At 73.8% G+C, this 22,332-nt stretch carries 18 protein-coding genes; 6 read left to right on the top strand and 12 right to left on the bottom strand.

Annotated features, from left to right (window positions below; translation table 11 throughout):
* The first annotated feature begins 178 nt into the window (after positions 1-178).
* Both SCAB_RS02285 and SCAB_RS02280 read left to right on the top strand, forming a co-directional pair.
* Positions 179-706 carry a DinB family protein gene (locus SCAB_RS02285; RefSeq protein WP_086022836.1) on the top strand — a complete coding sequence of 176 codons (528 nt, stop codon included), beginning with the start codon at positions 179-181 and terminating at the stop codon, positions 704-706.
* Between the two features lie 156 nt (positions 707-862).
* Positions 863-1,756 (top strand): M23 family metallopeptidase, encoded by an 894-nt coding sequence (locus tag SCAB_RS02280; protein WP_037724940.1) that lies wholly within the window; start codon positions 863-865, stop codon positions 1,754-1,756.
* Positions 1,757-1,765: 9 nt separating this feature from the next.
* On the opposite strand, the gene SCAB_RS02275 is transcribed toward SCAB_RS02280, so the two are convergent.
* The 4 genes from SCAB_RS02275 to SCAB_RS02260 form a co-directional block, all read right to left on the bottom strand.
* Positions 1,766-3,151, bottom strand: a complete 1,386-nt coding sequence (locus tag SCAB_RS02275) for a serine/threonine-protein kinase (RefSeq protein ID WP_012998429.1) — start codon at positions 3,149-3,151, stop codon at positions 1,766-1,768.
* Positions 3,139-4,005, bottom strand: coding sequence for a serine/threonine protein kinase (locus tag SCAB_RS02270; RefSeq protein ID WP_247198879.1), 867 nt, complete (start codon positions 4,003-4,005; stop codon positions 3,139-3,141). The genes SCAB_RS02275 and SCAB_RS02270 overlap by 13 nt, the downstream gene beginning before the upstream one ends.
* Before the next feature lie 241 nt (positions 4,006-4,246).
* Complete coding sequence (locus SCAB_RS02265) at positions 4,247-5,035, bottom strand: SDR family oxidoreductase (protein ID WP_037724936.1); 789 nt, start codon at positions 5,033-5,035, stop codon at positions 4,247-4,249.
* Between the two features lie 87 nt (positions 5,036-5,122).
* Positions 5,123-5,770, bottom strand: a complete 648-nt coding sequence (locus tag SCAB_RS02260) for a hypothetical protein (protein WP_148274172.1) — start codon at positions 5,768-5,770, stop codon at positions 5,123-5,125.
* A gap of 240 nt (positions 5,771-6,010) precedes the next feature.
* On the opposite strand from SCAB_RS02260, the gene SCAB_RS02255 reads away from it, so the two are divergent.
* From SCAB_RS02255 to SCAB_RS02245, 3 genes are all read left to right on the top strand, one after another.
* Positions 6,011-9,256: an FtsX-like permease family protein gene (locus SCAB_RS02255; RefSeq protein ID WP_231884886.1), complete on the top strand. Its 3,246-nt coding sequence runs from the start codon at positions 6,011-6,013 to the stop codon at positions 9,254-9,256.
* Positions 9,253-12,027, top strand: a complete 2,775-nt coding sequence (locus SCAB_RS02250) for an FtsX-like permease family protein (protein WP_012998424.1) — start codon at positions 9,253-9,255, stop codon at positions 12,025-12,027. Before SCAB_RS02255 ends, SCAB_RS02250 begins: the two co-directional genes overlap by 4 nt.
* 101 nt (positions 12,028-12,128) lie before the next feature.
* The gene (locus SCAB_RS02245) at positions 12,129-13,088 is read left to right on the top strand and encodes an ABC transporter ATP-binding protein (RefSeq protein WP_012998423.1); all 960 of its coding nucleotides are present in this window, start codon (positions 12,129-12,131) and stop codon (positions 13,086-13,088) included.
* 66 nt (positions 13,089-13,154) lie between these two features.
* On the opposite strand, the gene SCAB_RS02240 is transcribed toward SCAB_RS02245, so the two are convergent.
* The 5 genes from SCAB_RS02240 to SCAB_RS02220 form a co-directional block, all read right to left on the bottom strand.
* Positions 13,155-13,865, bottom strand: coding sequence for an ABC transporter ATP-binding protein (locus tag SCAB_RS02240; RefSeq protein ID WP_012998422.1), 711 nt, complete (start codon positions 13,863-13,865; stop codon positions 13,155-13,157).
* Between the two features lie 78 nt (positions 13,866-13,943).
* Positions 13,944-14,945 carry a protein-ADP-ribose hydrolase gene (locus SCAB_RS02235; protein WP_012998421.1) on the bottom strand — a complete coding sequence of 334 codons (1,002 nt, stop codon included), beginning with the start codon at positions 14,943-14,945 and terminating at the stop codon, positions 13,944-13,946.
* A 110-nt stretch (positions 14,946-15,055) separates the two neighbouring features.
* Entirely contained in the window at positions 15,056-15,817 is a 762-nt protein-coding gene (locus tag SCAB_RS02230) for a nuclear transport factor 2 family protein (RefSeq protein WP_012998420.1), read from the bottom strand.
* A gap of 146 nt (positions 15,818-15,963) precedes the next feature.
* Positions 15,964-16,842 (bottom strand): SDR family oxidoreductase, encoded by an 879-nt coding sequence (locus tag SCAB_RS02225; protein WP_012998419.1) that lies wholly within the window; start codon positions 16,840-16,842, stop codon positions 15,964-15,966.
* Positions 16,843-16,857: 15 nt separating this feature from the next.
* The gene (locus tag SCAB_RS02220; protein WP_231884885.1) at positions 16,858-17,748 is read right to left on the bottom strand and encodes an SIR2 family NAD-dependent protein deacylase; all 891 of its coding nucleotides are present in this window, start codon (positions 17,746-17,748) and stop codon (positions 16,858-16,860) included.
* 239 nt (positions 17,749-17,987) lie between these two features.
* Here SCAB_RS02220 and SCAB_RS02215 point away from each other — a divergent pair, with 239 nt between their 5' ends.
* Positions 17,988-18,974, top strand: a complete 987-nt coding sequence (locus SCAB_RS02215) for a helix-turn-helix domain-containing protein (protein ID WP_012998417.1) — start codon at positions 17,988-17,990, stop codon at positions 18,972-18,974.
* A 320-nt stretch (positions 18,975-19,294) separates the two neighbouring features.
* Here SCAB_RS02215 and SCAB_RS02210 read toward each other — a convergent pair whose 3' ends face one another.
* From SCAB_RS02210 to SCAB_RS02200, 3 genes are all read right to left on the bottom strand, one after another.
* Positions 19,295-19,990 (bottom strand): type 1 glutamine amidotransferase domain-containing protein, encoded by a 696-nt coding sequence (locus tag SCAB_RS02210; protein WP_012998416.1) that lies wholly within the window; start codon positions 19,988-19,990, stop codon positions 19,295-19,297.
* Between the two features lie 241 nt (positions 19,991-20,231).
* A complete protein-coding gene (locus tag SCAB_RS02205; RefSeq protein ID WP_012998415.1) occupies positions 20,232-21,200 on the bottom strand; it encodes a hypothetical protein in 969 nt (322 codons plus the stop codon).
* A complete protein-coding gene (locus tag SCAB_RS02200) occupies positions 21,194-22,210 on the bottom strand; it encodes a hypothetical protein (protein ID WP_012998414.1) in 1,017 nt (338 codons plus the stop codon). The genes SCAB_RS02205 and SCAB_RS02200 overlap by 7 nt, the downstream gene beginning before the upstream one ends.
* Positions 22,211-22,332: the final 122 nt, after the last annotated feature.

Genomic DNA, 22,332 nt, shown 5'->3' with positions numbered 1-22,332 from the left:
ACCGCCGACACAGCTTTGCACTGGATTCGGCCACGCAACAGAGGCGTGACCTGATTTCGTCGCATCCGAGTATCCGTGCTCGGTGAGGTCCGGGGCCGTGCGAGCAAGCCGACCGGCCGTGTGTTCGTCCCCGGCGAAGACGGCGGCGGACCACGCCCGCCGCCGACAGGCTGTTCCCATGACGACGACACCGGACGGACGACCCGTCCCACCCGCGTACGCCGACGAGCCGGCCATGCTGGAGGCATGGCTGGACTTTCACCGTGCGACGCTCGCCCTGAAGTGTTCGGGCCTCACGGACGAACAGTCACGCCGTGCGGCGGCGGCACCGTCGGCGATGACCCTGCTGGGTCTCGTCCAGCACATGGCCGAGGTCGAACGGACCTGGTTCCAGCGCGTCTTCGCGGGCCGGCCCGTCCCGCCGGTGTTCGGGCAGGACAACGCCGACGGGTTCGCCCTGCGGCCGGAACGGGGGCTCGACGAGGCGACGGCCCTCTGGCGGGAGCAGGTCGCCCGAGGCCGTGAGCTGATCGCCGGCGTGCCGCTGGACACGGTGGGCCGGCTGTCCGAGCAGGAAGCGGGTCACGTCGGCGAACCCGGGGTCTCCCTGCGCTGGATCATGGTGCACATGATCGAGGAGTACGCCCGGCACAACGGCCACGCCGATCTCCTGCGTGAGTTGATCGACGGGGTCACCGGCGCCTGAGACCCGCGTACCTCCGGAACATGCGGGAGTGCCTTCTCCCGCCGCATGGGACAGCCTGCCGACGGGACGGTCATGGGGACCGGCGAGACTGAGGGGTGGGATTCCGTGCGGCTCCGACGAGAGAGAGGCCCGGGCCGGGTGGCCACGTTCGCGGGCATGCTCGTGGCGGTTCTGACGGCGCTGGCGGCCATGGCGTCGGCGGCCTCCGCAGCGCCACCGGCCGCGCGCTCGGCGCCCGCGGCACCGGCGGCCCGGCCCGACTTCAAGCTGCCCTTCGCCTGCCAGCAGACCTGGCAGCTGCAGACGTACCGGGGCCATGCGCCCGACGACAAGAAGCTCGACATGTACCGGGTGGGCGGGAACACCCTCGGCTCCCTGGTGGCCGCGTCCGCCGCCGGCACGGTCACCGAACGGTTCGACCCGGGCGGCGTGGAGATCAACCACGGCAACGGCTGGTTCACGGTCTATCTGCACATGGACCGCGTCGACGTGACGGTCGGACAGCGGGTGGACTCCGGGACCACGCTCGGGCGGCTCGGTCTGGAGGGTACGACCTCGGCGCACCTGCACTACGAGCAGCTCTACGACACCAACGGCGACAACAACGGTGAGAACGACGAGATCGTCCACCCGGTGATCCAGGGCACCGAGTACCGGCTCTCGCCGGACGACACCTTCCCCAAGGTGACCAGCACCAACGCCTGCGGCGGCGGCAGCGAGCCCTCGAAGCAGTGGGTCGACACCTTCGCGGACGCGACCGGCTACGCCGCCGTCGACTGCGTGGGCGACAGCAGGCCGGGTTGCGCGCCCCAGGGCAAGCTGTACAAGGGCACCAACTACGTCCTGTGCAAGAAGAAGGGCGCCAAGTTCCAGGTGGGCAGCGCGTACAACCACTGGTGGCTGCTGACCGATCTCGACGAGGTGGCCCCGGGCGGCAAGGGCCGTGCCTATGTGTCGGCGTACTACCTCCAGCGCTGGGGGAACGACGAGGCGAAGGACAACGACGGCCGCGTGATCCGTGACTGCGGGGCCGACGAGGTCCCCAGGTGACCGGTCGGCTCAGGAGCAGTCGGGCAGCGCGGGGCCGTCCTTGGTGCGGACGGCGGGCAGCCAGGCCGTCGTCTGCGGTGACCCGTCCGGGAGGCGGACCCGCAGCCACCGTGTGGAGCGTGAGCCGGTCTCGTCGCTGACCGGCGTCCCGCGAAGCACATGACAGTCGACGGCGAGGACGTCCCCGTGCCACACCCGGTGCGCCACGACGTTCTCGACGGTGTACGGGAGCGCGGGATCCACGGCCAGGCCGAGGCTGCACGCCGGAAGGCGGTCCTCGGCCCGGTCACGGCACAGCCCCACCACGTTGAACACGGCGACCCGGCCCGCCGGTTCGGCGGTGTGCGGTGCCCCGCTCCGGTCGCCGCCGGAGGAGTACGCCCATCCGGTGGCGGCCGTCCCGCACAACGCGGCGGCCAGGGCGAGGCCGAGCAGCGGCTTCGCCCGTCCGCCGGACCGCGGGACGGCCGCGGTCCGCATCCGGGCGAGCAGGCTCTCGGCGGTGTGGCCGGCGCGCTCGGCATGGGTCGGGGCCAGGCAGTCGGCGGCCAGTTCGCGCCAGAGGGGCGGTACGGCGTTGTCCAGCCGCAGCGACGCGCGCCCCTCGGCGTACTCCTGGGCCGCCGCCCCGCGTGCCATCGGGGTGGCCCCGGGGAACGGTGAGGCACCCCCGGTGAACATCTGGTGGATCATGATGCCGAGGGCCCAGATGTCGTTGCTGGGCCGCACCTGGACGCCGCGCTCGCCCAGCGGGGCTCTCCAGCGCTCGGGGGGCAGGTAGTCGGGGGTGCCGAGGGGCGGTGTGTAGCCGTGGGTGCCGTCCAGTTCCACGGCTAGACCGAAGTCGGAGAGCCTGGCCGAACCGTCGGCCATGATCAGGACGTTGTCGGGTTTGAGGTCGCCGTGCACCCAGCCGGTGCCGTGCAGATGGGCCAGCCCCTCGCAGATCTCGGTGAGGAGCCGCACCTTCTCGGACTCCGCCGGCCCCGGCCCGTCTCGTTCGAGGAGCCGGCGCAGACTGTGCTCGGCCCGTTCCATGACCAGGACGACCGATCCGTCGAGAACGGGGTCGCCGGGCTCACTGAGGACCACCGAGTCGAGCATCCGGATCAGCCGTGGGTGGCGGGTCCGGCGCCCGACCTCGGTTTCGCGCCGGGCGGTCTCCACGAGGGCCCGTGCCTGACGCGGGGCCAGTCCGGCGGTGGGCAGGAACTTGAGCGCGACGACCTGCCCGCCTTCCCCGGACGGGGCCGCCGGCCCCTCGTCCCGGGGGAGCGTGGGCCGGCCCTCGTAGACGGTTCCCCAGCCCCCGCTCGCGATGCGTTCGCCGACCTCCCAGTCTCCGACCCGGTAGCCGGGCGTCAGCCGCTCCAGGGGATCGCTCACGCCGTGCACGTCCTCGCGCCGAGCCCTGCCGCCGTCCGGGGAGGCAGCAGGGCGAGATGCTCCTCGTGGACCAGACCGAAGCGGAGCGCGAGCCCGACGATCGCCTCGCGCTTGCCGTTGCGGCGGGCACCCTGCCCCGGTTCCACGGCGGCGGGGACGTCCAGCCGGAGCTTCTCCTCCGCGAGGTAGGCGATGTGGGAACTGACCGCGCGGGCGGTGAGGCCGCCGTGCTCCGGACGGGTCCTGAGCCGTTCGACGACCTGGGGCGTGGTCGGGACGGCGACCGCCGACTCGTCGCGCAGCCGGGGCTCGCAGAGCGCCACCAGAACGAGGAAGTAGGTGGCGGTCTCGTCCAGGGAGTAGGCGGTGAGGGTCTGCGTCCCCCACGGGCCTGCGGTGTGCTGCGCACGGTCCGGATCGAGGTACACGTGATCCGGCGCGAACACCTGGAAGCTCACCGTCGACTCCCGGGCCGGCAGGACCACCCGAGCGAACTCGAAGGGAATGGGCGCCCCCACCCGGCGCGGCGGGACGCGGACGTACTCTCCCGCGCCCTCCGGGTTCTCCACCAGGTAGCTCTGGGTGGCGCTGAAGTTGCTCAACTGCCAGTGATCCTCGGTCACCCGGATCTCGCCCGCGAGCCGGGAGACCGCCGGATCACCGAGCCGCAGTTCGACGGGGGTGTCGGCCGAACCGCGTCCGAACCGGGCCACGCCGCCCGGCCCCAGCCGCAGGGTCACCGGCCCCGCACGGTGCCGCGGCCGGCCCGCGCCCGCGCTGTGGCCGCCGGACCCGACTCCGTGTCCGTGACCGCTCCCGCCGCTCTCCTCGTCGTGCGGAAGATGGATCACCACGCCGCTCATCCCGTTCCCCCGTTGCTGCCGTCGTTGCGCCGTCGGTGCCGGACTCGGTGAACGCCCCGTGGTCGGCGTGGAGTTCACTTCGTCCCTGGGCCGTCCCGGCCCGCCGCGCCGACAGCGTCGGCCGTGAGCGGTGCTCCGGCGAACGGGTCGAGCGGGAGGAAGGACAGCCGTGGTCACTGATTCAAACGCCCGTCGGAGCGCCTTGGTTGCAGGGGGAGACGTCGGGCCGGGCGGCGGCCGGTCAGCCGGCGAAGCCACCGTTGCTCATCAGGAGCTGCCCGTTGACCCACTGGCCCTGGGGTGAGCACAGGAACTCCACGAGATGGGCGGTGTCCCGGGGGCTGCCCAGACGTCCCAGCGGCGTCCGGCGCAGGACGTGCTCCCGGATGCCGTCGGACATCCAGCCCGTGTCCACCGGCCCGGGGTTGATGACGTTCGCGGTGATGCCGAGGTGGGAGAGTTCGTGGGCTGCCGCAAGCGTGATGCGGTCGAGTGCGCCCTTGCTCGCGCCGTAGGGCAGGTTGCCGACCGTGTGGTCGCTGGTGAGGCTGAGGACGCGGCCGGTGCCCTCCGCCCCGCGGAAGCGTCGGCCGTACTCGCGGATCAGCAGCCAGCCGGCCCGCGCGTTGACCGCGAAGTGGCGGTCGAAGCTCTCGACGGTGGTGTCGAGCAGGCCGGATTCGACCGATTCGCAGTGGCACATCACCAGTGCGGTGACGCCGCCGAGGCGACGTTCGGCCTCGTCGAAGACGCGCGCCGCCGCGTCCGGGTCGGCGAGGTCCGCCTCCACCGCCGCCGCGTCGGCGCCCCGCTCGGCCAAGGCCGCGGTGAGGGTGTCCGCGGCGCCCGCTTCGGCGCCCCATGGCATGCGGGCGTCGTACGGAGTCCAGTAGGTGAAGGCCACGTTCCAGCCTGCCTCGGCCAGCCGGCGGGCGATGCCCGCGCCGATGCCGACGGTCCGGCCGACGCCGGTCACCAGGGCGACGGGGCGCGTCGCGTCAGCGGGTGGCGTCTGTCCACGGGGTGTCATGGAGAACCATCGTTCGGCCCGGGCCGTGTGCACCGCAACTCCATTCCGTGCTCCCGGCCGGCCGTCGCCGGCACGTGGAGGCCGGCCTCATAGGGCGGCCTGTCGGCCGGGCGGCAGGTGCACGGTCCGGGGCCAGCCGTTCAGCCGGGCGAACTGCCGCATGAAGCGTTCACAGCGTGCGGCGAAGCCGTCTCCCCGGTCGGGCAGTCGCGTCCGCTCGATCATCCGCCCGGGATGCGGCTCGCGCGACGGCAGCATGCGGATCTCGGCGTCGACGAACTCGCCCCCGCCCAGGTCGGCGACAGCCAGCGCGAGAGCGGTCGCGGTCACGACGCCGGCACATGTCCGCGAGGGACTGAAGACCGCCTCCACCGGTTCACGCTGCCCGTCGGCAGCCTCATGGCCCTCGCGCCCGGGCACTCCGCCCGGGTCGAACACGAGCAGTCGGACGACGTCCTCGTGTCCGGCGACGAGGAAGGCGATGTCGCGCCCGCCCGCCCTCTCGTCGTCGGAGCCGCCGGCCCGCTCGCCGATCAGCTCGGTGCTCCGTTCCCGCCGGGAGAGACGCCGGCCTTCGCCGACCACCCGCCCCTGCTCGATCCTGCGGTCCGCGATCACGTCGATGACGGGAGCCGTCGTCAGACCGAGCAGGCGCGCCGACGTCTCCTCGGCCGCGAGGACGAGGCCGTCCAGGGGGACGGGCGTGTACATGGTTCCCACGAGGTCGACGGACATGCCGACCACGATAGACATGCGCGCGGCGCGGGCCGGAGAGGACGCCGACCGCGAGATGCGGAGGCCCGGCTTCGGCTGCGAGCGGCCCTCCACTCCACCAACTCCCCGCAAGATCCGCCGTATCCGATCACAGGATGAGCAAAGTCGGTCCTACAATGCTCTCTGCATCCGCACGCCGACGTCGCTGACCTACGACCCGGGGTGTGGTTGGAACCGGGGGGTTTGGTGGGGGAGCGAGCGGTGCCTGCGGGCACGTTGCGATTCATCGTGCTGCGGGCGTGGGCGTACCGCGCCCTCGTCGGTGCGGTGCTGCTGACCGTGCTGCTGACCACGGCCGTGCTGGCCGCGCTCACCGCCTACTCGACGGCGATGGGCGACGCGGCGCTGCGGCGGACGCTCGCCGGACAACGGACCGCCGCCGAGACCGCCCTGATGCTCAAGGCCGACGTGCCGGCCGACCAGCGGAAGGCGGCCGACGACGCGGTGCGGGCCGGGGCCCGCGCCGTCTTCGACGGGCTGCCCCTGAGCGTGCGGACCCTGCTGCGGTCCGGCCCCTACGCCCTGCCGCCCGCGCTGCGGCCGGCCTCCGAACGGGGCGAGAACCCCGACCTCACCTTCTTCGCCGCACTGGACCGCACACAGGTGCGCGCCGTGGCCGGGCGCCTGCCCCGGGAGACGGTGAGCGGCGGGACCGTCGAGGCCGCGCTGCCGCAGAGCGCCGCCCGGCGGCTCGGGGTGGAGGCGGGCGACCGGCTGACCGTCACCGACCGGCTGGACGGCCCGGCGGTGCGGGTGCTGATCACCGGCGTGTACCGGCCGGTGGACGCCGGGGCCCCCTACTGGCGGTTGGACGACCTCGGCGGGCGCGGCGTGCAGGCGTCGAGCTACACCACGTACGGCCCCCTGCTCACGGCCGCCGGTCTGCCCACGTCGGGGCGGGTGAGCACCGGCGCGTCCGGCTGGCTGGTGTCGGCCGACTACTCCTCGCTGACGACGGAGCGGATCGGCGCCCTGCGCGAGGCGGCCCGCTCGGGCAGCGCCCACCTGCGCAAGAACCCCGCGCTCAGCAGCGCCACCGCGGCCGACACCGCGCTCCCGGAGGTACTGGACCGCATCGAACGCTCCCTGCTCGTCACGCGTTCCAGCATGCTGATCGTCGCGGGCCAGCTCGGACTGCTCGCGGCCTGCGCCCTGGTGCTCGTGGCGGGGCTGCTCAGCTCCGAGCGGACGGCCGAGACCCGGCTGCTGCGCGCACGCGGTGCCACCCGGGCACGGCTGGCCGGCCTGGCCGCGCTGGAGGCCCTGCTGATCTCCCTGCCGGCGATGGTGGTGGCGCCGCTGCTGTCGGGGCCCCTGACACGGCTGCTGGCCGGCCAGGGCGCGCTGGGCGGGACCGGGGTGCGCGTGGACGTACCGGCCGGGGGCCGGCCGGAGGTGTGGGCGGTCGCCGCGGGGGTGGCCGCGGTGTGCGCGCTGGCGGTGGCCGTCCCGGCGTGGCGGGCCTCGTTCGCGGGCAGCGCCGGCACGCGGGCACAGGCGCTGGCCGCACCGCTGCGGGCCGGCGCGGACGTCGGTCTGCTCGCCGTGGCGGGCGTCGCTCTCTGGCTGCTCGGTGACCAGGACTCCGGAGCCGTCACCGCCGACCGCGGCGGCGTCCTCGGCGTCGACCCGCTGCTGGTGGTGGCGCCCGCCCTGGTGCTGCTCGCCGGCACGGTTCTCGTCCTGCGGCTGCTGCCCCTGCTGGCACGCGTCGGCGAGCGGCTCGTCACCCGCGGGCACGGCCTGACCGCGGCCATGGTCGGCTGGCAGTTCAGCCGCCGCCCGATGCGGGGGGCGGGTCCGGTCCTGCTCCTGGTCATCTCCGTGGCGCTGGGTGTGATGGCGATCGGGCAGAACGCCTCCTGGCACCGTTCCCAGGCCGACCAGGCCGACTTCCGGGTGGGCGCCGACCTGCGCGTCCTGACCTCCGGGAGCGGCGGCGTGGGCCGCACGGACGTCTACGCGGACCTTCCGCACGTCGACGCCGTCGCCCCCGCGTTCCGCGGCACGGTGCCGCTCTCCGGCAGCCGTAACGCGACCGTCCTGGCCGTGAACACGACGGAGGCCGCCCACGTGGTGCGGGCCCGGCACGACCTGACGGACGGTCCGCTGTTCGCCGGGCTCGCGCCGCGCGGAGCGCCCGCCGGTGTCGAGGTGCCCGAGGGCACGACCCGGCTCACCCTGACCGCCACCCTGCACAGCACCGGGCGGGGGCCGGGCGCGGACGTCACGCTGACGGTGCGGGACCGGCACGGCACCACCTACGAGATACCCTCCGGCAGCCTCGCCGCCGACGGCCGCCCGCACCGGCTGACCCCGGATCTGAACGGCGCCCGGGGCCCGTTGACGCTGACCGGGCTCACTCTCGGCACGCCGCAGCCGACCGACCGTGCCGACCGGCACCGCCTGGTCCTCGGCGCGCTCACCGCGACAGCCCGTGACGGCGACGACCGACGGCTGTCCCTGCCGGCGAAGTGGACGACCGCGGTGCAGGCAGATCTGGCCGCCGCGCCCGAGGACGACGCACGGCCGACCCGCCCCCGGCTCACCTCGACCGCACCCGTCACCTTCACGTACGGCACCGGCTACCAGCCGTCCGGCAACTCGCCGCCCGCCCTGCCGCTGGAGGTCCGTCTCAAGGTCGCCCAGCCCCGGCCACCCGAGATCGCCGCCGTTGCCACCGACCGGTTCCTCACCGCCTCCGGCGCGCGCGAAGGGCAGCGCCTGAAGGTGCCCTTCGACGGCCGGTCCGTGCCCGTCCGCATCGTCCGCACCGCGAGCGCCCTGCCCACCACCGAGGCCACGGCCCGGGACGGCGGGGCCCTGCTGGTCGATCTCCGGGCCGTGAACCAGGTGCTGCAGATCCGCCACGGGACCAGCCTGAAGCCCGCCGAGTGGTGGCTGAGCACGGCCGAACCCCGTGCCACGGCAGCGGCCGTACGGGCCCTGCCCGACGTCGATCCGGAGCAGGTGATGGTGCGCGACGAGACAGCGGCGGAACTGCGCGGCGACCCGTTCGGGGCGGCCCCGGAGGCCGCGCTGACCGCGGCCGCGGCGGTGACGGTGCTCTTCGCCTCGCTCGGCTTCGCCGTGAGCGCGGCGGGCGCGATGCGGTCCCGGGACGCCGAGTTCGCCGTCCTGGGTGCCCTCGGGACACCGCGCCGACGGCTGGCCCGGCTGGTCGCCGTCGAGCACTGCGTTCTGGTGACCCTCGCGCTGCTGGTCGGCACGGCCCTGGGCGCGGTGCTGACGCATGCGCTGGTGCCCCTCGTCGTCCTGACCGGCCGGGCCACCCGCCCGGTCCCGCCGGTCCTGGTCGAACTCCCGCTCCTGCCGCTGACCGCCCTGCTGGCGGCCCTCGCGGCGGGTCCCGCCCTCGTCACCGCCGCCCTCGCCCTGCGACGGGCGAAGCCCGTGACGGCCCTCAGGGACGAGGTGACGCAGTGACCGCGCAGCCGGTACCCCCGCGGGACGGGGGAGCGAAGGCGACACCGCCACGGGTCCGGGCCGGGCTGTGGACCCGGCTCAGGGCCTTCGCCGGCACGTCCGTGGCCCTCGCGGTCCTGGTGGCCGTGACGGCCGCGCTGGCCGCCGCGTACCCGCGTGCCGTCGACCGGTACGGGGACGCGGGACTGCGCCGGGCGGTCGAGCAGGCCCTGCCCGACCAGACGACCGTGCAGCTGCAGGCGCCCCAGTCCTGGATGGACACGGTCGAGGAACTGGAGGCGGCCCTGCGCGCCGGTCCGCTGGACGAGGCGCGGGCCGAGGTCCTCGCTGCCGCCGAGGCGCCCCTGGTACCCGACCGCGCGCAGTCGTCGTACGGGGTGCGGACGACCGTTCCCCTGGAGGCGCCCGACCGCTGGCTGCCCCAGCCCGCCGGCTATCCCGCCCAACTGGTGCTCGCCGCCCAGCAGGACCTGGCCTCCCACGCCCGGCTCAGAGAGGGCAGGCTGCCGCGCACCACGGACACGCCGGCGACCTCGGCGACCACACGGGTCGAGGCGGCCGTCACCGTCGAGACCGCCCGCGCACTCCGCATCCGGGTCGGTTCGGTGATCCACCTGCCGCGCTCGGGGAAGGATCCGCTCGCCGTCGAGGTCACCGGGATCGTCGCCCCGCGCGTCCCCGAGGGCGCCTACTGGTCGGCCCTGCCGGTGCTGCGCACCCCCGTGCTGAGTCGTCCGCCCCAGCTCATGCCGACGGATGTCCACTGGCTCGGCGGCCTGCTTCTCGCCCCCGACGCGGGCCCGGCGCTCCTGGGCACCCCCGGCCGTCCGGAGCGGTACTGGAACGTGGCGCCCGACACCGCCACCCTGCACGGCCGCGACCTCGACCGTACGGCGTCCGCCGTGGCCGCCCTGGAGTCGGGCCCGGGACTGCAGCGCCTGCGGTCGGCCGTCGACGACGGCCTGGAGGCCCAGACGAACCTCGACGCGGTCCTCGCGGACCATGCCCGGCTGCGGTCGGGGATCGTTCCGTTGCTGCTCCTCGCCGCCGTCGGGGCCGGCAGCCTCGCAGTGATCGTCCTGTCCATGGCCGGTGGCGTCGCGGCCGATCGCCGGCGCGCGGAACTCGCTCTGCTGCGGGCCCGCGGCGCCTCACTGACCGGTCTGGCCGGCCGGCTGCTGGCCGAGACCGCGGTGGTCGCCGTGCCGGCCGGCGCCCTCGGACTGACCGTCGCGCTGCTCGCCCTGCCCGGCGCGCGCACCGGACCCGCCATCACGGCCGCCCTCGCCGTCACCCTGACGGCCTGCGCGGCGCTCCCCCTGCGGGCCGTGGTCGCGCACCGCACGGTGCGGATGCACGAGGGGCGGCAGGACGCCGCTGCCGCCCGGCCCTCGCGGCGCCGTACGGTGGCGGAACTGACCGTGCTGGTGATCGCCTCGGGGGCGGTCGTCGCACTGCGCCGGCAGGGATCCGGCAGCACCGCCCTGGTGGCCGCCGCACCGCTGCTGACCGGCGTGGTCGCGGCCCTGCTGCTGGCCCGCCTGCACCCGCTTCCGCTGCGGGCGCTGAGCGGGGCGGCCACCCGGATGCGGGGCCTGGTGATCCCGCTGTCGCTGGCCCAGGTGGCCCGCGCCCCCGGGTTCGCCGTGCTGCCCCTGCTCGCCCTGCTCAGCGCCCTGACCACGGCGGCGTTCGGCGGCTCGGTCCTGGCCGGGGTCACGGAGGCCCGCGACCGGGCCGCACTCCTCGACGTCGGCGCCGACGGCCGCGTCGAGAGCATCACCGGCGCCCTCCCTCCCACCCTGCCCGACCGCGTGGAACGGATGCCCGGCGTACGGGACGTGGCGGAGGCGAGTGTCAGCTACGACGCCAAGCCGGAACAGGGCAGCGGGTCCCTGCCGCTGGCCGCGGTGGACCCCGGCACGTACGCGCGCCTGGCGCGCCGCACGGGCCTCGGGCCGTTCGACGCCGCACGCCTGACTCCGAAGGACGGCGCGACGGCGGGCAGTACCGGGCGGCCCCTGCCCGCGCTGGCCTCGTCCGGGGTGGTCGACGAGTACGGCACCGGCCCCCACTCCGTCCTGCTCGCGGACGGCACCTCCGTCACCGTCCGGATCGTCCTGGTCAGGGACCGCACCCCGGCCGTGTCCGGCGACGAGTTCCTGATCGTGGACCGGGCCGGCCTGCCCCGCGGCGCGGCGCCCACGACGACCCTGCTGCTGACCGGTGACGCCCTGAACGGCCGGGCCCTGCGCGCGGCGGCCAAGGGCTCCGCGGCGACCGTCCGGCTGCGCACCGAGGAACGCGACCGGCACGTCGACTCACCGCTGCAGTCCGGCGCGGAACGCCTGTACGGCGCCGCGGTCGCCACGGGCGCCGGGTACGCGGTCCTCGCCCTCGTCCTGACCGTGCTGCGCACCGCGCCCGAACGCGCCGCCCTGCTCGCCCGGTTGCGCACGATGGGCATGACACGGTCCCAGGGCCGTCGGCTGCTGATCCTCACGGCGCTCCCGCAGGCGTTCCTGGCCGCTGCGGGTGGCGTGCTCACCGGCTGGGCCGCCATCCACCTGCTCGCGCCCGGCGTCGACCTCTCGGCCCTCGCCCTGGCGACCCCGTCCGCAGCCGAGGGGGCCGCACTGCGCACCGATCCGCTGTCCCTGGCGGTTCCGGCGCTCACCGTGCTGCTGCTGGCCGTCGGAGTGCCCGCCGGGCAGGCCTGGTGGGTCGGCCGCCGCGGTTCCGTACGCGAACTGAGACTGGGGGACACATAGGTGCATCACCTCACGCGCGGGGACGACCCTCGACCGCATCGACGACCGGACCGCGACCATCCGGACGAGCCGCGGGACACGGGACCGGACAGGAGCAGCCGATGACCAGCAGCCCGACCTTCCACGAACTCGCCGACCGTGCCCTCGCCCGGCGCGACGCGGCCGCGTACGGGCACGACGCCCTGATCACCTGTGACCGGGTGGTACGCATCTTCTCCGCCGACGGTGTGGAGGTCCAGGCGCTGCAAGGTCTCGACCTCCTCGTTCGTCAGGGGGAACTCATGGCCCTGGTCGGCGCCTCCGGCAGTGGCAAGTCGACCCTCATGAACATCCTGGCGGGACTGGACCGACCCACCGCCGGCGCCGCCCGGGTCGCCGGTCACGACCTGGCCGCGATGTCCGCCAAGGAGCGCCTCGCCTACCGTCGCGGGACCGTCGGCTTCGTGCGGCAGCAGACCTCCCAGAACCTCCTGTCCTATCTCACCGCCGCGCAGAACGTCGCCCTGCCCCTGCAGTTGGCGCGCACCGCCGGCGGGCGCCGGGCCCGGGCCGCGCGGGCCGTGGAACTCCTGGATCTGCTCGACGTCGCCGGATGCCGCGACCGCCGGCCGCACGAGATGTCCGGCGGCCAGCAGCAGCGCGTGGCCCTCGCCGTGGCCCTCGCCAACGGTCCCGCGGTCCTGCTCGCCGACGAACCCACCGGCGAACTCGACTCGCACACGGGCGAACAGGTCTTCGCGGCGTTCCGCACGGCCAACGCGGAACTGGGGACCACCATCGTGATCGTCACCCACGATCAGTCCGTCGCCGGGGAGGTCAGCCGTACGGTGGCCATCCGGGACGGCCGCACCTCGACGGAGGTCCTGCGCCACAGCGAGGTCGACTCCGCCACCGGTCAGGAGAACATGGTGGCCCGCGAGTACGCCATGCTCGACCGGGCCGGCCGCCTCCAGCTGCCCGCCGAGTACACCCGGGCCCTGGGCATGCGCGACCGCGTCGCCCTGGAACTGGAGCCCGACCACATCGCCGTCCGCCCGGACGACATCCGGAACGAGGCCTGAGCGCCGCGTCTCACCCAGGGGCCGGTCGCCGGTCGCGCCGGCTTCGCCGCAGCCGGCGCGACGCGGTCACCGGGCCTCGCTCCTGGCGACCTCGGTGATCTCGCCGTCGTTCAGTTCCAGCACACGATCCGCGAGGTCCAGGAGGGTCGCGTCGTGCGTGGCCACCAGAGCCGTGATCTGTTCGCTGCGGACGACCGCGCGCAGCAGTTCCATCACGGAGTGCCCGGTCTCCGCGTCCAGTTGACCGGTCGGCTCGTCGGCGATGAGGATCGAGGGGCTGTTGGCCAGGGCTCGGGCGATCGCGACGCGCTGGCGCTGTCCGCCGGACAACTCGCCCGGGCGCTGCTCCGCATGGTCCGCGAGCCCCACGAGGGACAGCAACAGGTCGACACGCTCCCGCCGTTCGTGCGGGTCCGCCCTCCGCAGCCGCAGCGGTACGCCCACGTTCTCGGCGGCCGTGAGGATGGGCAGGAGGCCGAACGACTGGAAGACGAAGCCGATGCGCTCCCGGCGCAGCGCGAGCAGGGCGTCCTCGCTCTGCTCCCGCAGGTCCAGCCCGTCGACGGTCACATGTCCGCTGTCCGGCTCGTCCAGACCACCGACGATGTTGAGCAGGGTGGTCTTGCCCGAGCCCGAACGTCCCTTCACGGCGACGAGTTCCCCCCGGGGAACCTCGAAGGAGACGCCACGCAGCGCGTGCACGGTCCCCGCGCCTCGCCCGTACGACTTGTGAACATCCGTCACCCGCAGCATGGCTGCGGTCACCACCCGGCTCATCGCGCCCCCGTATGCTCCGCCGATTCCGCGGCGCACCACTATCCCACCCGGCGCGACCACCGGCAAAGCACGGCGGCGTCAGGAACGGGTGTACTCGCCGAGCGCGTGGCGGTAGGCCCGCTCGTCGTCCGCCGTGAAGACGGTGAGCACCACGCGGTCGAAACGGTGCGGACGCGCCGTGATCCAGTCCTCGACGGTCCGCAGCGCCACCGAAGCGGCCTCGTCCTTGGGGTAGCCGAAGACGCCGGTGCTGACGGCGCAGAAAGCGACGGTGCGCACCGACTCCACCTGCGCGGCGAGGTCCAGGCACGACCGGTAGGAGGAGGCGAGTGCCTGGGCGTCGTCGGTGTGCGGCCGGCCCTGGACGAGGGGGCCGACGGTGTGCAGGACGTGGCGCGCCGGGAGGTGGTAGCCCCGGGTGATCTTGGCCGTACCGGTGGGTTCCCGGGTGCCCTGCGCCGTGACGATCGTGTGGCAGTCGTCGCGCAGGCGGGGCCCCGCCGCGTTGTGGAGGGCGTTGTCGATACAGGGATGCCGGGGCCGGAAGCAGCCCAGCAGCCGGCTGTTGGCCGCGTTGACCACGGCGTCCGCGGCCAGGGTGGTGAGGTCACCGCGCCACAGTGTGGTCGCGGCCGCCGCCCGGAAGGCCGAGTCGGGGAGCTCGTCCTCGATCGTGGGCAGTTCCCGTGGCGAGAACCTGGGCCGCAGTCCGCTCTCCGCGCCGAGGAGGGCGTCCAGCTCCCGTTCCGCCTCTTCCGGCAGGGGACCGGGGTCACGGACGGTCAGTAGTGCGCGCAGCACGTCGCGGGCCGCCGCCGCGTCGGACTCCGTCTCCGTCGCGCGTTCGGCGAGGTTCCTCAGCGAGTCGGAGCGCAGACCGAGCCGGGAGACCACCGGGTCCGTGCTGAGCAGGCGGAGTGCCGAGCGCAGATGTGCGTCCCGTCGGTCGGCGGCTGCCGGAGCCGCGGTCGGGAGGAAGGGTGAGTCGAGGGCGACGGCCGCCCGGTACGCGGTCAGGGGCAGCGAGCGCTGTGTCCCCATGCCGGTGAGGGCGTCGGACTCGGCGCGGATCGGGATCATCAAGGGCTCCGGGTGGGTGGAGGTGCCGAGGGCTCGGTCGCGCGCACGCCCGCGCGCGGGGCCGAGCCCTCGGCGGAGGGCCGGATCGTCTCGACCCGGTGGTCGGACGGTCAGAACAGGCCGTTGCCGTGGGGCAGTTCGGCCGGGACGGGGGCGATGACGTCCCAGTGCTCGACGATCCTGCCGTCGGCCACGCGGAACAGGTCGTAGTAGGCGACGGCCGCCCCGAACTCGCCCTCGGACTGCGTCAGGACGAACTCGCCCTCGGCGATGACCCTGTGGACCTTCTTGTAGACGAGGTTCTTGCCCTCCTCGGCCCACTTGGCCGCGGCCGCGCCGAATCCGTCCAGGCCGTCGGCGGCCTCGGTGTTGTGCTGGTGGTAGGTCTCGGTGGAGATGTAGTCGGTGAGCACCGCGTAGTCGGCGCCGACGAGGACCTTCTCGGCGAACTCGGCCACCAGGGCGCGGTTGGCCTCGGTGCTGCCGGTCTCGGTGACCGCGGCCGGGCCGTCGGTCTGGGAGCGTCCGGAGACGGTGTCCTCGACCAGCGGGGTCAGGGCGTCCCAGTGCTCGGCCAGCTTGCCGTCGGCGTCGACGCGGAAGATGTCGAACCCGACGAGCGGGTCCGGGCCGAAGCCGTGGTACGTGCCGTGCAGGGCGACCAGGTCACCGTCGGCGATGACGCGTGCGCCGTCGTAGCGGAAGTCCTCGCCGAGGCCGGCGACGAGCCCGCGGAGGGCTTCGGGGCCGTCGGCGGCCAGCGCGCTGTGCTGCCTGTAGTCCGCGGCCACCCAGCGGTCGACGGCGGAGGGGTCCTTGTCCCCGAACAGCTCGGCGGTGGCCTGAAGGACGGTGTTCTTCGCGTTGCTCATGACTGTCTTCCCTGCTGTGGAGTCCGAGGGGTGGGGCCGGTGATCGCGGCGCCATGTGTTCAAACTATGTCGCCGACGGCGAGATCACCGGCTCGAACAGCGCCTTCCGATGGTCAAAAGCTGACATGAATGGATCCATGTCCGGCCTACGCGTTCCGTCGGTCTCCCTCGCCGCGGATGACGTCGGCGAGGGATGTGGCGGGGTGGCCGGTGAGGCGGGGAACCGCGTCGCTGACTCCGTCGAGCTCGCCGGACGCGATGGCCGTGTACGTGGACACCCACGCGTCCAGCTGCCACGGCGGAGCGTCGAAGGAGGCACGGGAGGCGTAGGCCGCCTCCATCGTCTCCGGCTGGTAGGTGACGGTGCGCCCGAACCGCTCGGACAGGACGGCGGCCGCCTGGTCCAGGGAGAGGGACTCGGGCCCGGTGAGGTCGTAGGTCGTGCCGGCGTGGTCGTCCGGCCGGAGCAGCACCGCGGCCGCGGCGTCGGCGATGTCGTCCTGCCCGACGAACGCGGCGCGTCCGTTCCCGGCCGGGCCACGGATGACGCCGTCCTCGCCGACGAGGTCGGGGACGAACTCCGCGTAGAGGTTGTCCCGGAGGAAGGTGTACGCCAGGCCGCTCGCGCGGATGTGCTGCTCGGTGTGGAAGTGGTCCCGGGCCAGGGTGAAGGCGGCGTCGGGCGCCGCGCCGTAGAAGGAGACGTAGACCAGGTGCCGGACGCCCGCTTCCGCGACGGCGTCCACGAACGCCCTGTGCCGCGCGAGCCGGTCGGCGCTCTCGGAGGCGGACACCATGAAGACGGTCCGGGTGCCGGTGAGAGCGTCCCGCACGGCGTTCTGGTCGGCGTACTCGGCTCGTACGGCCACCGCGCCGGGCAGCCGTGGGGCACGTTCCGGGCTGCGGACCAGGAGGGTCTGCGGGACTCCCCGCACGGCGAGCCGCCGGGCGACGCGCCCGCCGAGCCGGCCGGTGGACCCGGTGACGGCGAGGGTGGGGACGGAAGTGCCGGATGCCTCGGACATGGCGTTGCCTCTCTGTCAGGGACGGGGCCGGTCGAGCAGCAGGTCCGCTCCGAAGGGCACGGACAGCGCTCGGGCCCCGAGGTCCGACGGGACGTCGGGGTGGTCGGGATTGATCCGGACGAGCCGGGCCCGAGGAGTGTGGCGCACCAGGTTCTCCATGGGTCCGCGGATCACGCCGGGCGTCTGGAATCCGGCCCCGATCTCCACCACCAGCAGGGCGCTGTCCGCGGGCGCGTCGTCGAGCCACCGGACCAGCCGTCGCCCCGCGGGCAGATGGGCGTCGTCGACGAACTCCGGACCGACCCGGACGTTGGGGAACATGTCGGCGCCGCAGCGGGGACAGCGCGGCAATGCCCGGGAGTCGGTCACCCGGCCGGTGTCGCGGTCGTACGCGGCCAGGATCGCGTCGATGAACGGCCGGGCGGACCAGGTCTCCCGCGAGCACGGGACCGTGCACTGGAAGGAGCCGTAGTCCCCCTGCGGGGTGAAGACGCGGTCCGCCTCGAATCCGTTGCGGGCGAAGAGCCCGTCGACGTTGGACGTCATCACCCAGTGGTCGCGGTCGCCGATCCGCTCCCGCAGCGAACGGTAGAGAGGGTTCGGCTCGGAGCCGTAGCGGATGTCGTCGATGTGGACGGCCCAGTAACCCCACATCATGTCCGCGGGCAGGGGCGCACCGAACAGGTAACGCGAACGCAGGCCGAGCCGGTACAGCGCCGGGAGCAGTTCCCGGAAGCGTTCCGTGTCGCCGTAGTCGTAGCCGGCGGCGGCGCTCAGCCCCGCGCCGGCCGCGATCAGGACACGGTCGGCCTCCTCCAGCCAGGCACGGAAGGTCGCGCGCGCCGATGCGAGCGGGGCAGGGGTGGTGGTCGCCGCCGGGGCGAGGGGACGGGGCACGGTACTCACGGCGTAAAGGTCCTTTCCGGTGCCACGGATCGCCGGGGTCGGGCACGTGTCGAAGGCCGTGGCCGGGTGGCGGCCCGCGCGGGCAGGTGACGAGAGCGGGAGGTCGGAGCGGCACACCCTCCCGTCGTCACCGCGCGTCGTCCTTTCCTCTTTCCGCCAGGGAGGGGTTCCGGTGCCGCGCGGCGACACGACCAACCTACGGCGTCGTCTGCGGGGGAGGCTGGATAAACTTCCGACTGATGATGGCCAAAAACCGACAGGACGCGCCTCGGGAGATCCCGGAGCTCCCCTTCGCCGCACCCGCGGGCACACCCGCCGGAGTCGAGGTCATGTCGCTGGCCGAGCTGCGGCGGCGCGTCCCCGCACAGGCACTGGCCGGGCCCCAGCGCCCCGATTTCCATCATCTGCTCACGCTCACCGAGGGCGACCTCCGGCAGGTCGTGGACTTCAGCGGCCATGCCCTGGAGCCGGGGTCCTGGCTGTGGGTGCGCCCGGGACAGGTGCACCAGTGGGGCGACGTCACCCGGGCGGAGGGCACCCTGATCCTCTTCCGGCAGGACGTACTGGACCCGGCCACGGCGACGGCCGCCCGGGTCGACGACCCGCACGCACCGGTCGTCACCACCCCGGTCACCGCCGACGCCGAGGCGGTGACCATGGCCGCGGAGCACCTGAGCCGCGAGTTCCGGGCGCTCGGCCGGCTGCCGCTGGAGGTGCACATCGCGGCGCTGCGCCACCTCCTCGCCGTACTGCTGCTGCGGCTGGCCCATCTCACCCTTCCGGTCGGCGGGCGCGTGCCGGACCCGGACGAGACCTATCTGCGGTTCCGTGACGCGGTCGAGCAGCACTTCACCGGCACCCGGCGGGTGGAGGACTACGCCCGGATGCTGGGGTACTCGGGGCGCACCCTGGCGCGGGCGACGCTGGCCAACTCCGGCCTCAGCGCGAAGGAGTTCATCGACCGCCGGGTCGTGCTGGAGGCGAAGCGCCTGCTGGCGCACGGCGAGGAGACCGCGGCCCAGATCTCGGACCACCTCGGCTTCGTCACCGCCTCACAGTTCAGCAAGTACTTCGCGCAACGCACGGGACGGTCCCCGATCGAGTTCCGCCGGGAGATCCGGGGACTGGCGGCGAGCGAGTCGGACGGCGGCCGTCAGCGGACCCGCACCGCCGACGGCCCCGGTGCACCCGCCGTACAGGAGCCTCCCGTTCCGCCCAGCCGGTAGAACCCGGTCGCCGTGCCGGCGAGAACCGCCCGGGTCTCCGGTGCGGAGCACTCCTCCAGCACCTCCTCGACGATGGCCGCCCGGACACGGGCACGTTCGGGTCAGGCACCGCCGGGCCCGCGTCCCGGGCCCTCCTGAACCCAGGCCGGCGGCACCCGGCGGTACTCGGGTACGGGTCGGCCTCCTCCGTGAGGAGTACGGAACCGGGCCGGCCCCACCCGGCGCCGCCCCGGCGGACGCGGGCGTCGCCGGGGTCCGGCCGGACGCCGGGATCCGCCGGGGTCCGGCCGGACGCCGGGATCCGCCGGGATGGCCGGCGCTCAGCCGAGCCGGCGGACCACCGCCTCGGCGACCGCCCTGGCGCTGCCCGGGTTCTGGCCGGTGATCAGTCGGTCGTCCTCGACCACATGGGTGTCGAAGGGCTTCGCCGCGACGCTGTAGTGCGCGCCGAGTTCCCTCAGCCGGTCCTCCAGGCTGTAGGGGACGGCGTCGGCGCGCTGCGCGAGTTCCTCCTCCCGCCAGGAGAACCCGGTGACGTTCCTGCCCCTGACCAGGGGTTCGCCGTCGCTCAGGGTGACGTCCAGCAGACCGCACGGCCCGTGGCAGACCGCCGACACGATCCGGCCGGACTCGTGGAACCGGGCGATGAGCGTCTCCAGTGCCCGGCTCTGATGGAAGTCGAACATCACGCCGTGACCGCCGGTGAGGTAGATGGCGTCGTAGTCGTCGACGTCCACCTCGGTGACGGGGACGACGTCGCGCAGTCCGTCCATGAAGGCCCGGTCGGCGTACCGCTTGTCGGTGCCGAGATCGCCGAGGACGTTGTGGGCGAGGCTCTCCGGGTCCAGCGGTACGGCGCCGCCCTCGATGCTCGCGATGGTGAGCGCGAAGCCGGCCGCCTCGGCGACGTCGTAGAAGTGGGTCAGCTCGCCCAGCCAGAGGCCGGTGCGATAGCCGACCTTCTCGTACTCGCCGGTACTGGTGACGATGATCAGGATGCGCTTCGTGGGGGACATGTGGGGTCTTCCTGTTCAGGGGGTGCGGGCCGTCGTACGGACACGCGGCCTCGTGCGCGACCTTCGGGCCGTCCCGGCGACACCGGGCCGGAACGTCGTTCCCGCGCGGGCCGCTACCACGATAGGACGTGACGGCGGGTCACACCCGGTACCGGGGACGCACGTCGGCCGGCGGCGGACGGTACCGCGGTACCACGCCCCGCGGCGGTGGGATCACCTCCGGCCGACCTCCGCCCGGTCGTCATCCCTTCCCGGCCAGGTCGCCGTAAAGCCGCGCGACCTCATGGAACGCCTCCTTGCGGCAGCGTGTGCCGTCGTCGGTCACCGCCACGATCCCGAAGCCGGCCCGGTCGAGGTCGAGACGGGGGTCGTCGTGACGGGGGAAGTCGGGCATGGCGTAGGTGAACACGAAGCAGCCGTGCACGCCCTCCGCCTCGTACAGGTCGATGAGTTCACCCAGGTAGCGGGCCTGAGCGGCCTCGTCGCGCGGGTGGTCCCCCCGGATGCGCGGGGGTGTGGCGAACCAGTTGACGATCCAGAACGATCCGGCTCCCCGCTCGTCCGCTCCGGTGAAGGCGCCGCACCCGAACTCGGTGACGACGACGGGCCTGCCGTGGTCGCGCACCAGGCCGCGCAGCCGGTCCGTGTAGGCGTGCCGGTTGCGGCGGGAGCGGTAGAGGCTGACGCCGACCTGGTCGAACAGGGACCAGTCCACGGGCTCCCAGCCGGCCGCGGAGTAGGTGACGGGCCCGCCGAAGCGACTGCGCGCGGTGGTCGCGGCGGCGGCGAGCAGGGGGTGGAGCCGCCGGGCGATCCTTCGCCGCAGGAGGCGGCGGAAGCGCACGATGAGCTTCAGGCGCAGGAACGACCGGGGCCCGGGGACGATGCCGGGCACCGTGTGGGAGAACTCGCTGCCGACCAGGAGCGTCACCCGGTCCGGATGGTCCCGGCGCAGTCCCTCGGCCGCCTCGGCGACGGCCCCCAGGCGTTCCAGCAGCTTCGGTCGCGGCAGTTCGGCGAGGTGGGGCCGGAGGTGGACGCCCAGACCGACGTCGAGGGCGGTACGGGCCGCCTCGATCAGCCGCTCACCGTCCCCGATCACCATCACCGTGGTGCAGTGCAGGTCCCGGGCGATGACCTCCATGTCCCGTCGTACGTCGGCCGCGTCCGCGTCGCCGACCAGGTAGGAGATCCCGCGAACGGTCAGCATGTGCGCGCCTCCCGACGGCGCAGACGACGGGCGGCCAGGAACAGAAGGACGGTGACACCACCGAGCATCGCCGCGTTCACCGCGTACTTCGTCGCGAGATCCACGTGGTCGCCGAGCGGCTCGACCAGGAACGACAGCGACGCGCGGACGACGAGGGCGCTGCCGGCGGCGGCCAGGACGTGCCGCTGCCCCCAGCCCCGGCGGCGAGACCAGCGCAGCAGCAGCAAGCCCAGTGCGACCATGACGACGACGTTCACCGTGACCCCCGTCCAGGTCGCCGGCAGCAGCTGACCGGCGCACCAGGCGACTCCCGTCACACCGCCGACCAGCCACCACGACGGCGCGGGCGTGGACGAGCGTGTCCTCGGGGGCCGGACGGTGAACGCGGCGACGATCAGGGCGACGGCGACCACCGCGGCGCCGGTCAACTGTGCCGGGCCGGCGGTGGAGTCCGTCGCCGTGTCGGTGTGGATCAGCCCGGCACTCACCGCCCACAGCAGCACCAGGGAACCGATGCCGGCCGGGCCCAGCCACCGCCGGTCCGCGATGCGTGGGGCACAGGCGTCGACCACCGCGATCGGAGCGGCGAAACTCCAGATCACATGCCCCCCGACATAGTTGAGCAGGCTCGCCGCGTCGATGCCCAGGCCCGGGACGAGGGTGACGAGCGGCTGGGTCGCCCAGTCCGGGCCACCGGGGTCGACCTGGTTGTCGAACAGGGTCTGGTCGATCAAACCGGCCTGGATCACCCCGAAGGCCGTGCTCAGCAACAGGATCGTCGGCCAGCCTCGCCCGGTGCGCCGGGTGATCTCACGGATGAGCACCGCGACCGTTCCGTAGAGCGGCGTGAGGATGAGCAGGCCGGCCAGAAGCTCCAGCGGCCGGTCCGTGCTGTCGCCGTAGCCGATGAGGTACTCGGCACTGACGGGGGACAGCACCAGCAGGCCGGTCACGGCCGCCCAGCGGTGCCGTAACCGCGGCAGCGCGGCCGGGGCGGACGATGCGGACATGCGATTCCTCCACGTGACGGTCGGGGATGCCGGGTCGTCACCGGCCCGGCCGACACTAGAAGAGGCCGCCCGCGCCCCGACATCCGTCTTTGGTCCAGGACCGTGCGACTTTCGTCCAGAGG

The organism is Streptomyces scabiei 87.22, from assembly GCF_000091305.1.
Lineage (GTDB): Bacteria > Actinomycetota > Actinomycetes > Streptomycetales > Streptomycetaceae > Streptomyces > Streptomyces scabiei.
This window is presented reverse-complemented; position numbering and strand designations above follow the sequence as displayed.

Bases quoted from the DNA above. Each gene is read 5' to 3' on its own strand.
- SCAB_RS02285 (WP_086022836.1), top strand. From the start codon at position 179: ATGACGACGACACCGGACGGACGACCCGTCCCACCCGCGTACGCCGAC.
- SCAB_RS02280 (WP_037724940.1), top strand. From the start codon at position 863: ATGCTCGTGGCGGTTCTGACGGCGCTGGCGGCCATGGCGTCGGCGGCC.
- SCAB_RS02270 (WP_247198879.1), bottom strand. From the start codon at position 4,005: ATGAGCGGCGTGGTGATCCATCTTCCGCACGACGAGGAGAGCGGCGGG.
- SCAB_RS02265 (WP_037724936.1), bottom strand. From the start codon at position 5,035: ATGACACCCCGTGGACAGACGCCACCCGCTGACGCGACGCGCCCCGTC.
- SCAB_RS02260 (WP_148274172.1), bottom strand. From the start codon at position 5,770: ATGTCCGTCGACCTCGTGGGAACCATGTACACGCCCGTCCCCCTGGAC.
- SCAB_RS02245 (WP_012998423.1), top strand. From the start codon at position 12,129: ATGACCAGCAGCCCGACCTTCCACGAACTCGCCGACCGTGCCCTCGCC.
- SCAB_RS02240 (WP_012998422.1), bottom strand. From the start codon at position 13,865: ATGAGCCGGGTGGTGACCGCAGCCATGCTGCGGGTGACGGATGTTCAC.
- SCAB_RS02235 (WP_012998421.1), bottom strand. From the start codon at position 14,945: ATGATCCCGATCCGCGCCGAGTCCGACGCCCTCACCGGCATGGGGACA.
- SCAB_RS02230 (WP_012998420.1), bottom strand. From the start codon at position 15,817: ATGAGCAACGCGAAGAACACCGTCCTTCAGGCCACCGCCGAGCTGTTC.
- SCAB_RS02225 (WP_012998419.1), bottom strand. From the start codon at position 16,842: ATGTCCGAGGCATCCGGCACTTCCGTCCCCACCCTCGCCGTCACCGGG.
- SCAB_RS02215 (WP_012998417.1), top strand. From the start codon at position 17,988: ATGATGGCCAAAAACCGACAGGACGCGCCTCGGGAGATCCCGGAGCTC.
- SCAB_RS02210 (WP_012998416.1), bottom strand. From the start codon at position 19,990: ATGTCCCCCACGAAGCGCATCCTGATCATCGTCACCAGTACCGGCGAG.
- SCAB_RS02205 (WP_012998415.1), bottom strand. From the start codon at position 21,200: ATGCTGACCGTTCGCGGGATCTCCTACCTGGTCGGCGACGCGGACGCG.
- SCAB_RS02200 (WP_012998414.1), bottom strand. From the start codon at position 22,210: ATGTCCGCATCGTCCGCCCCGGCCGCGCTGCCGCGGTTACGGCACCGC.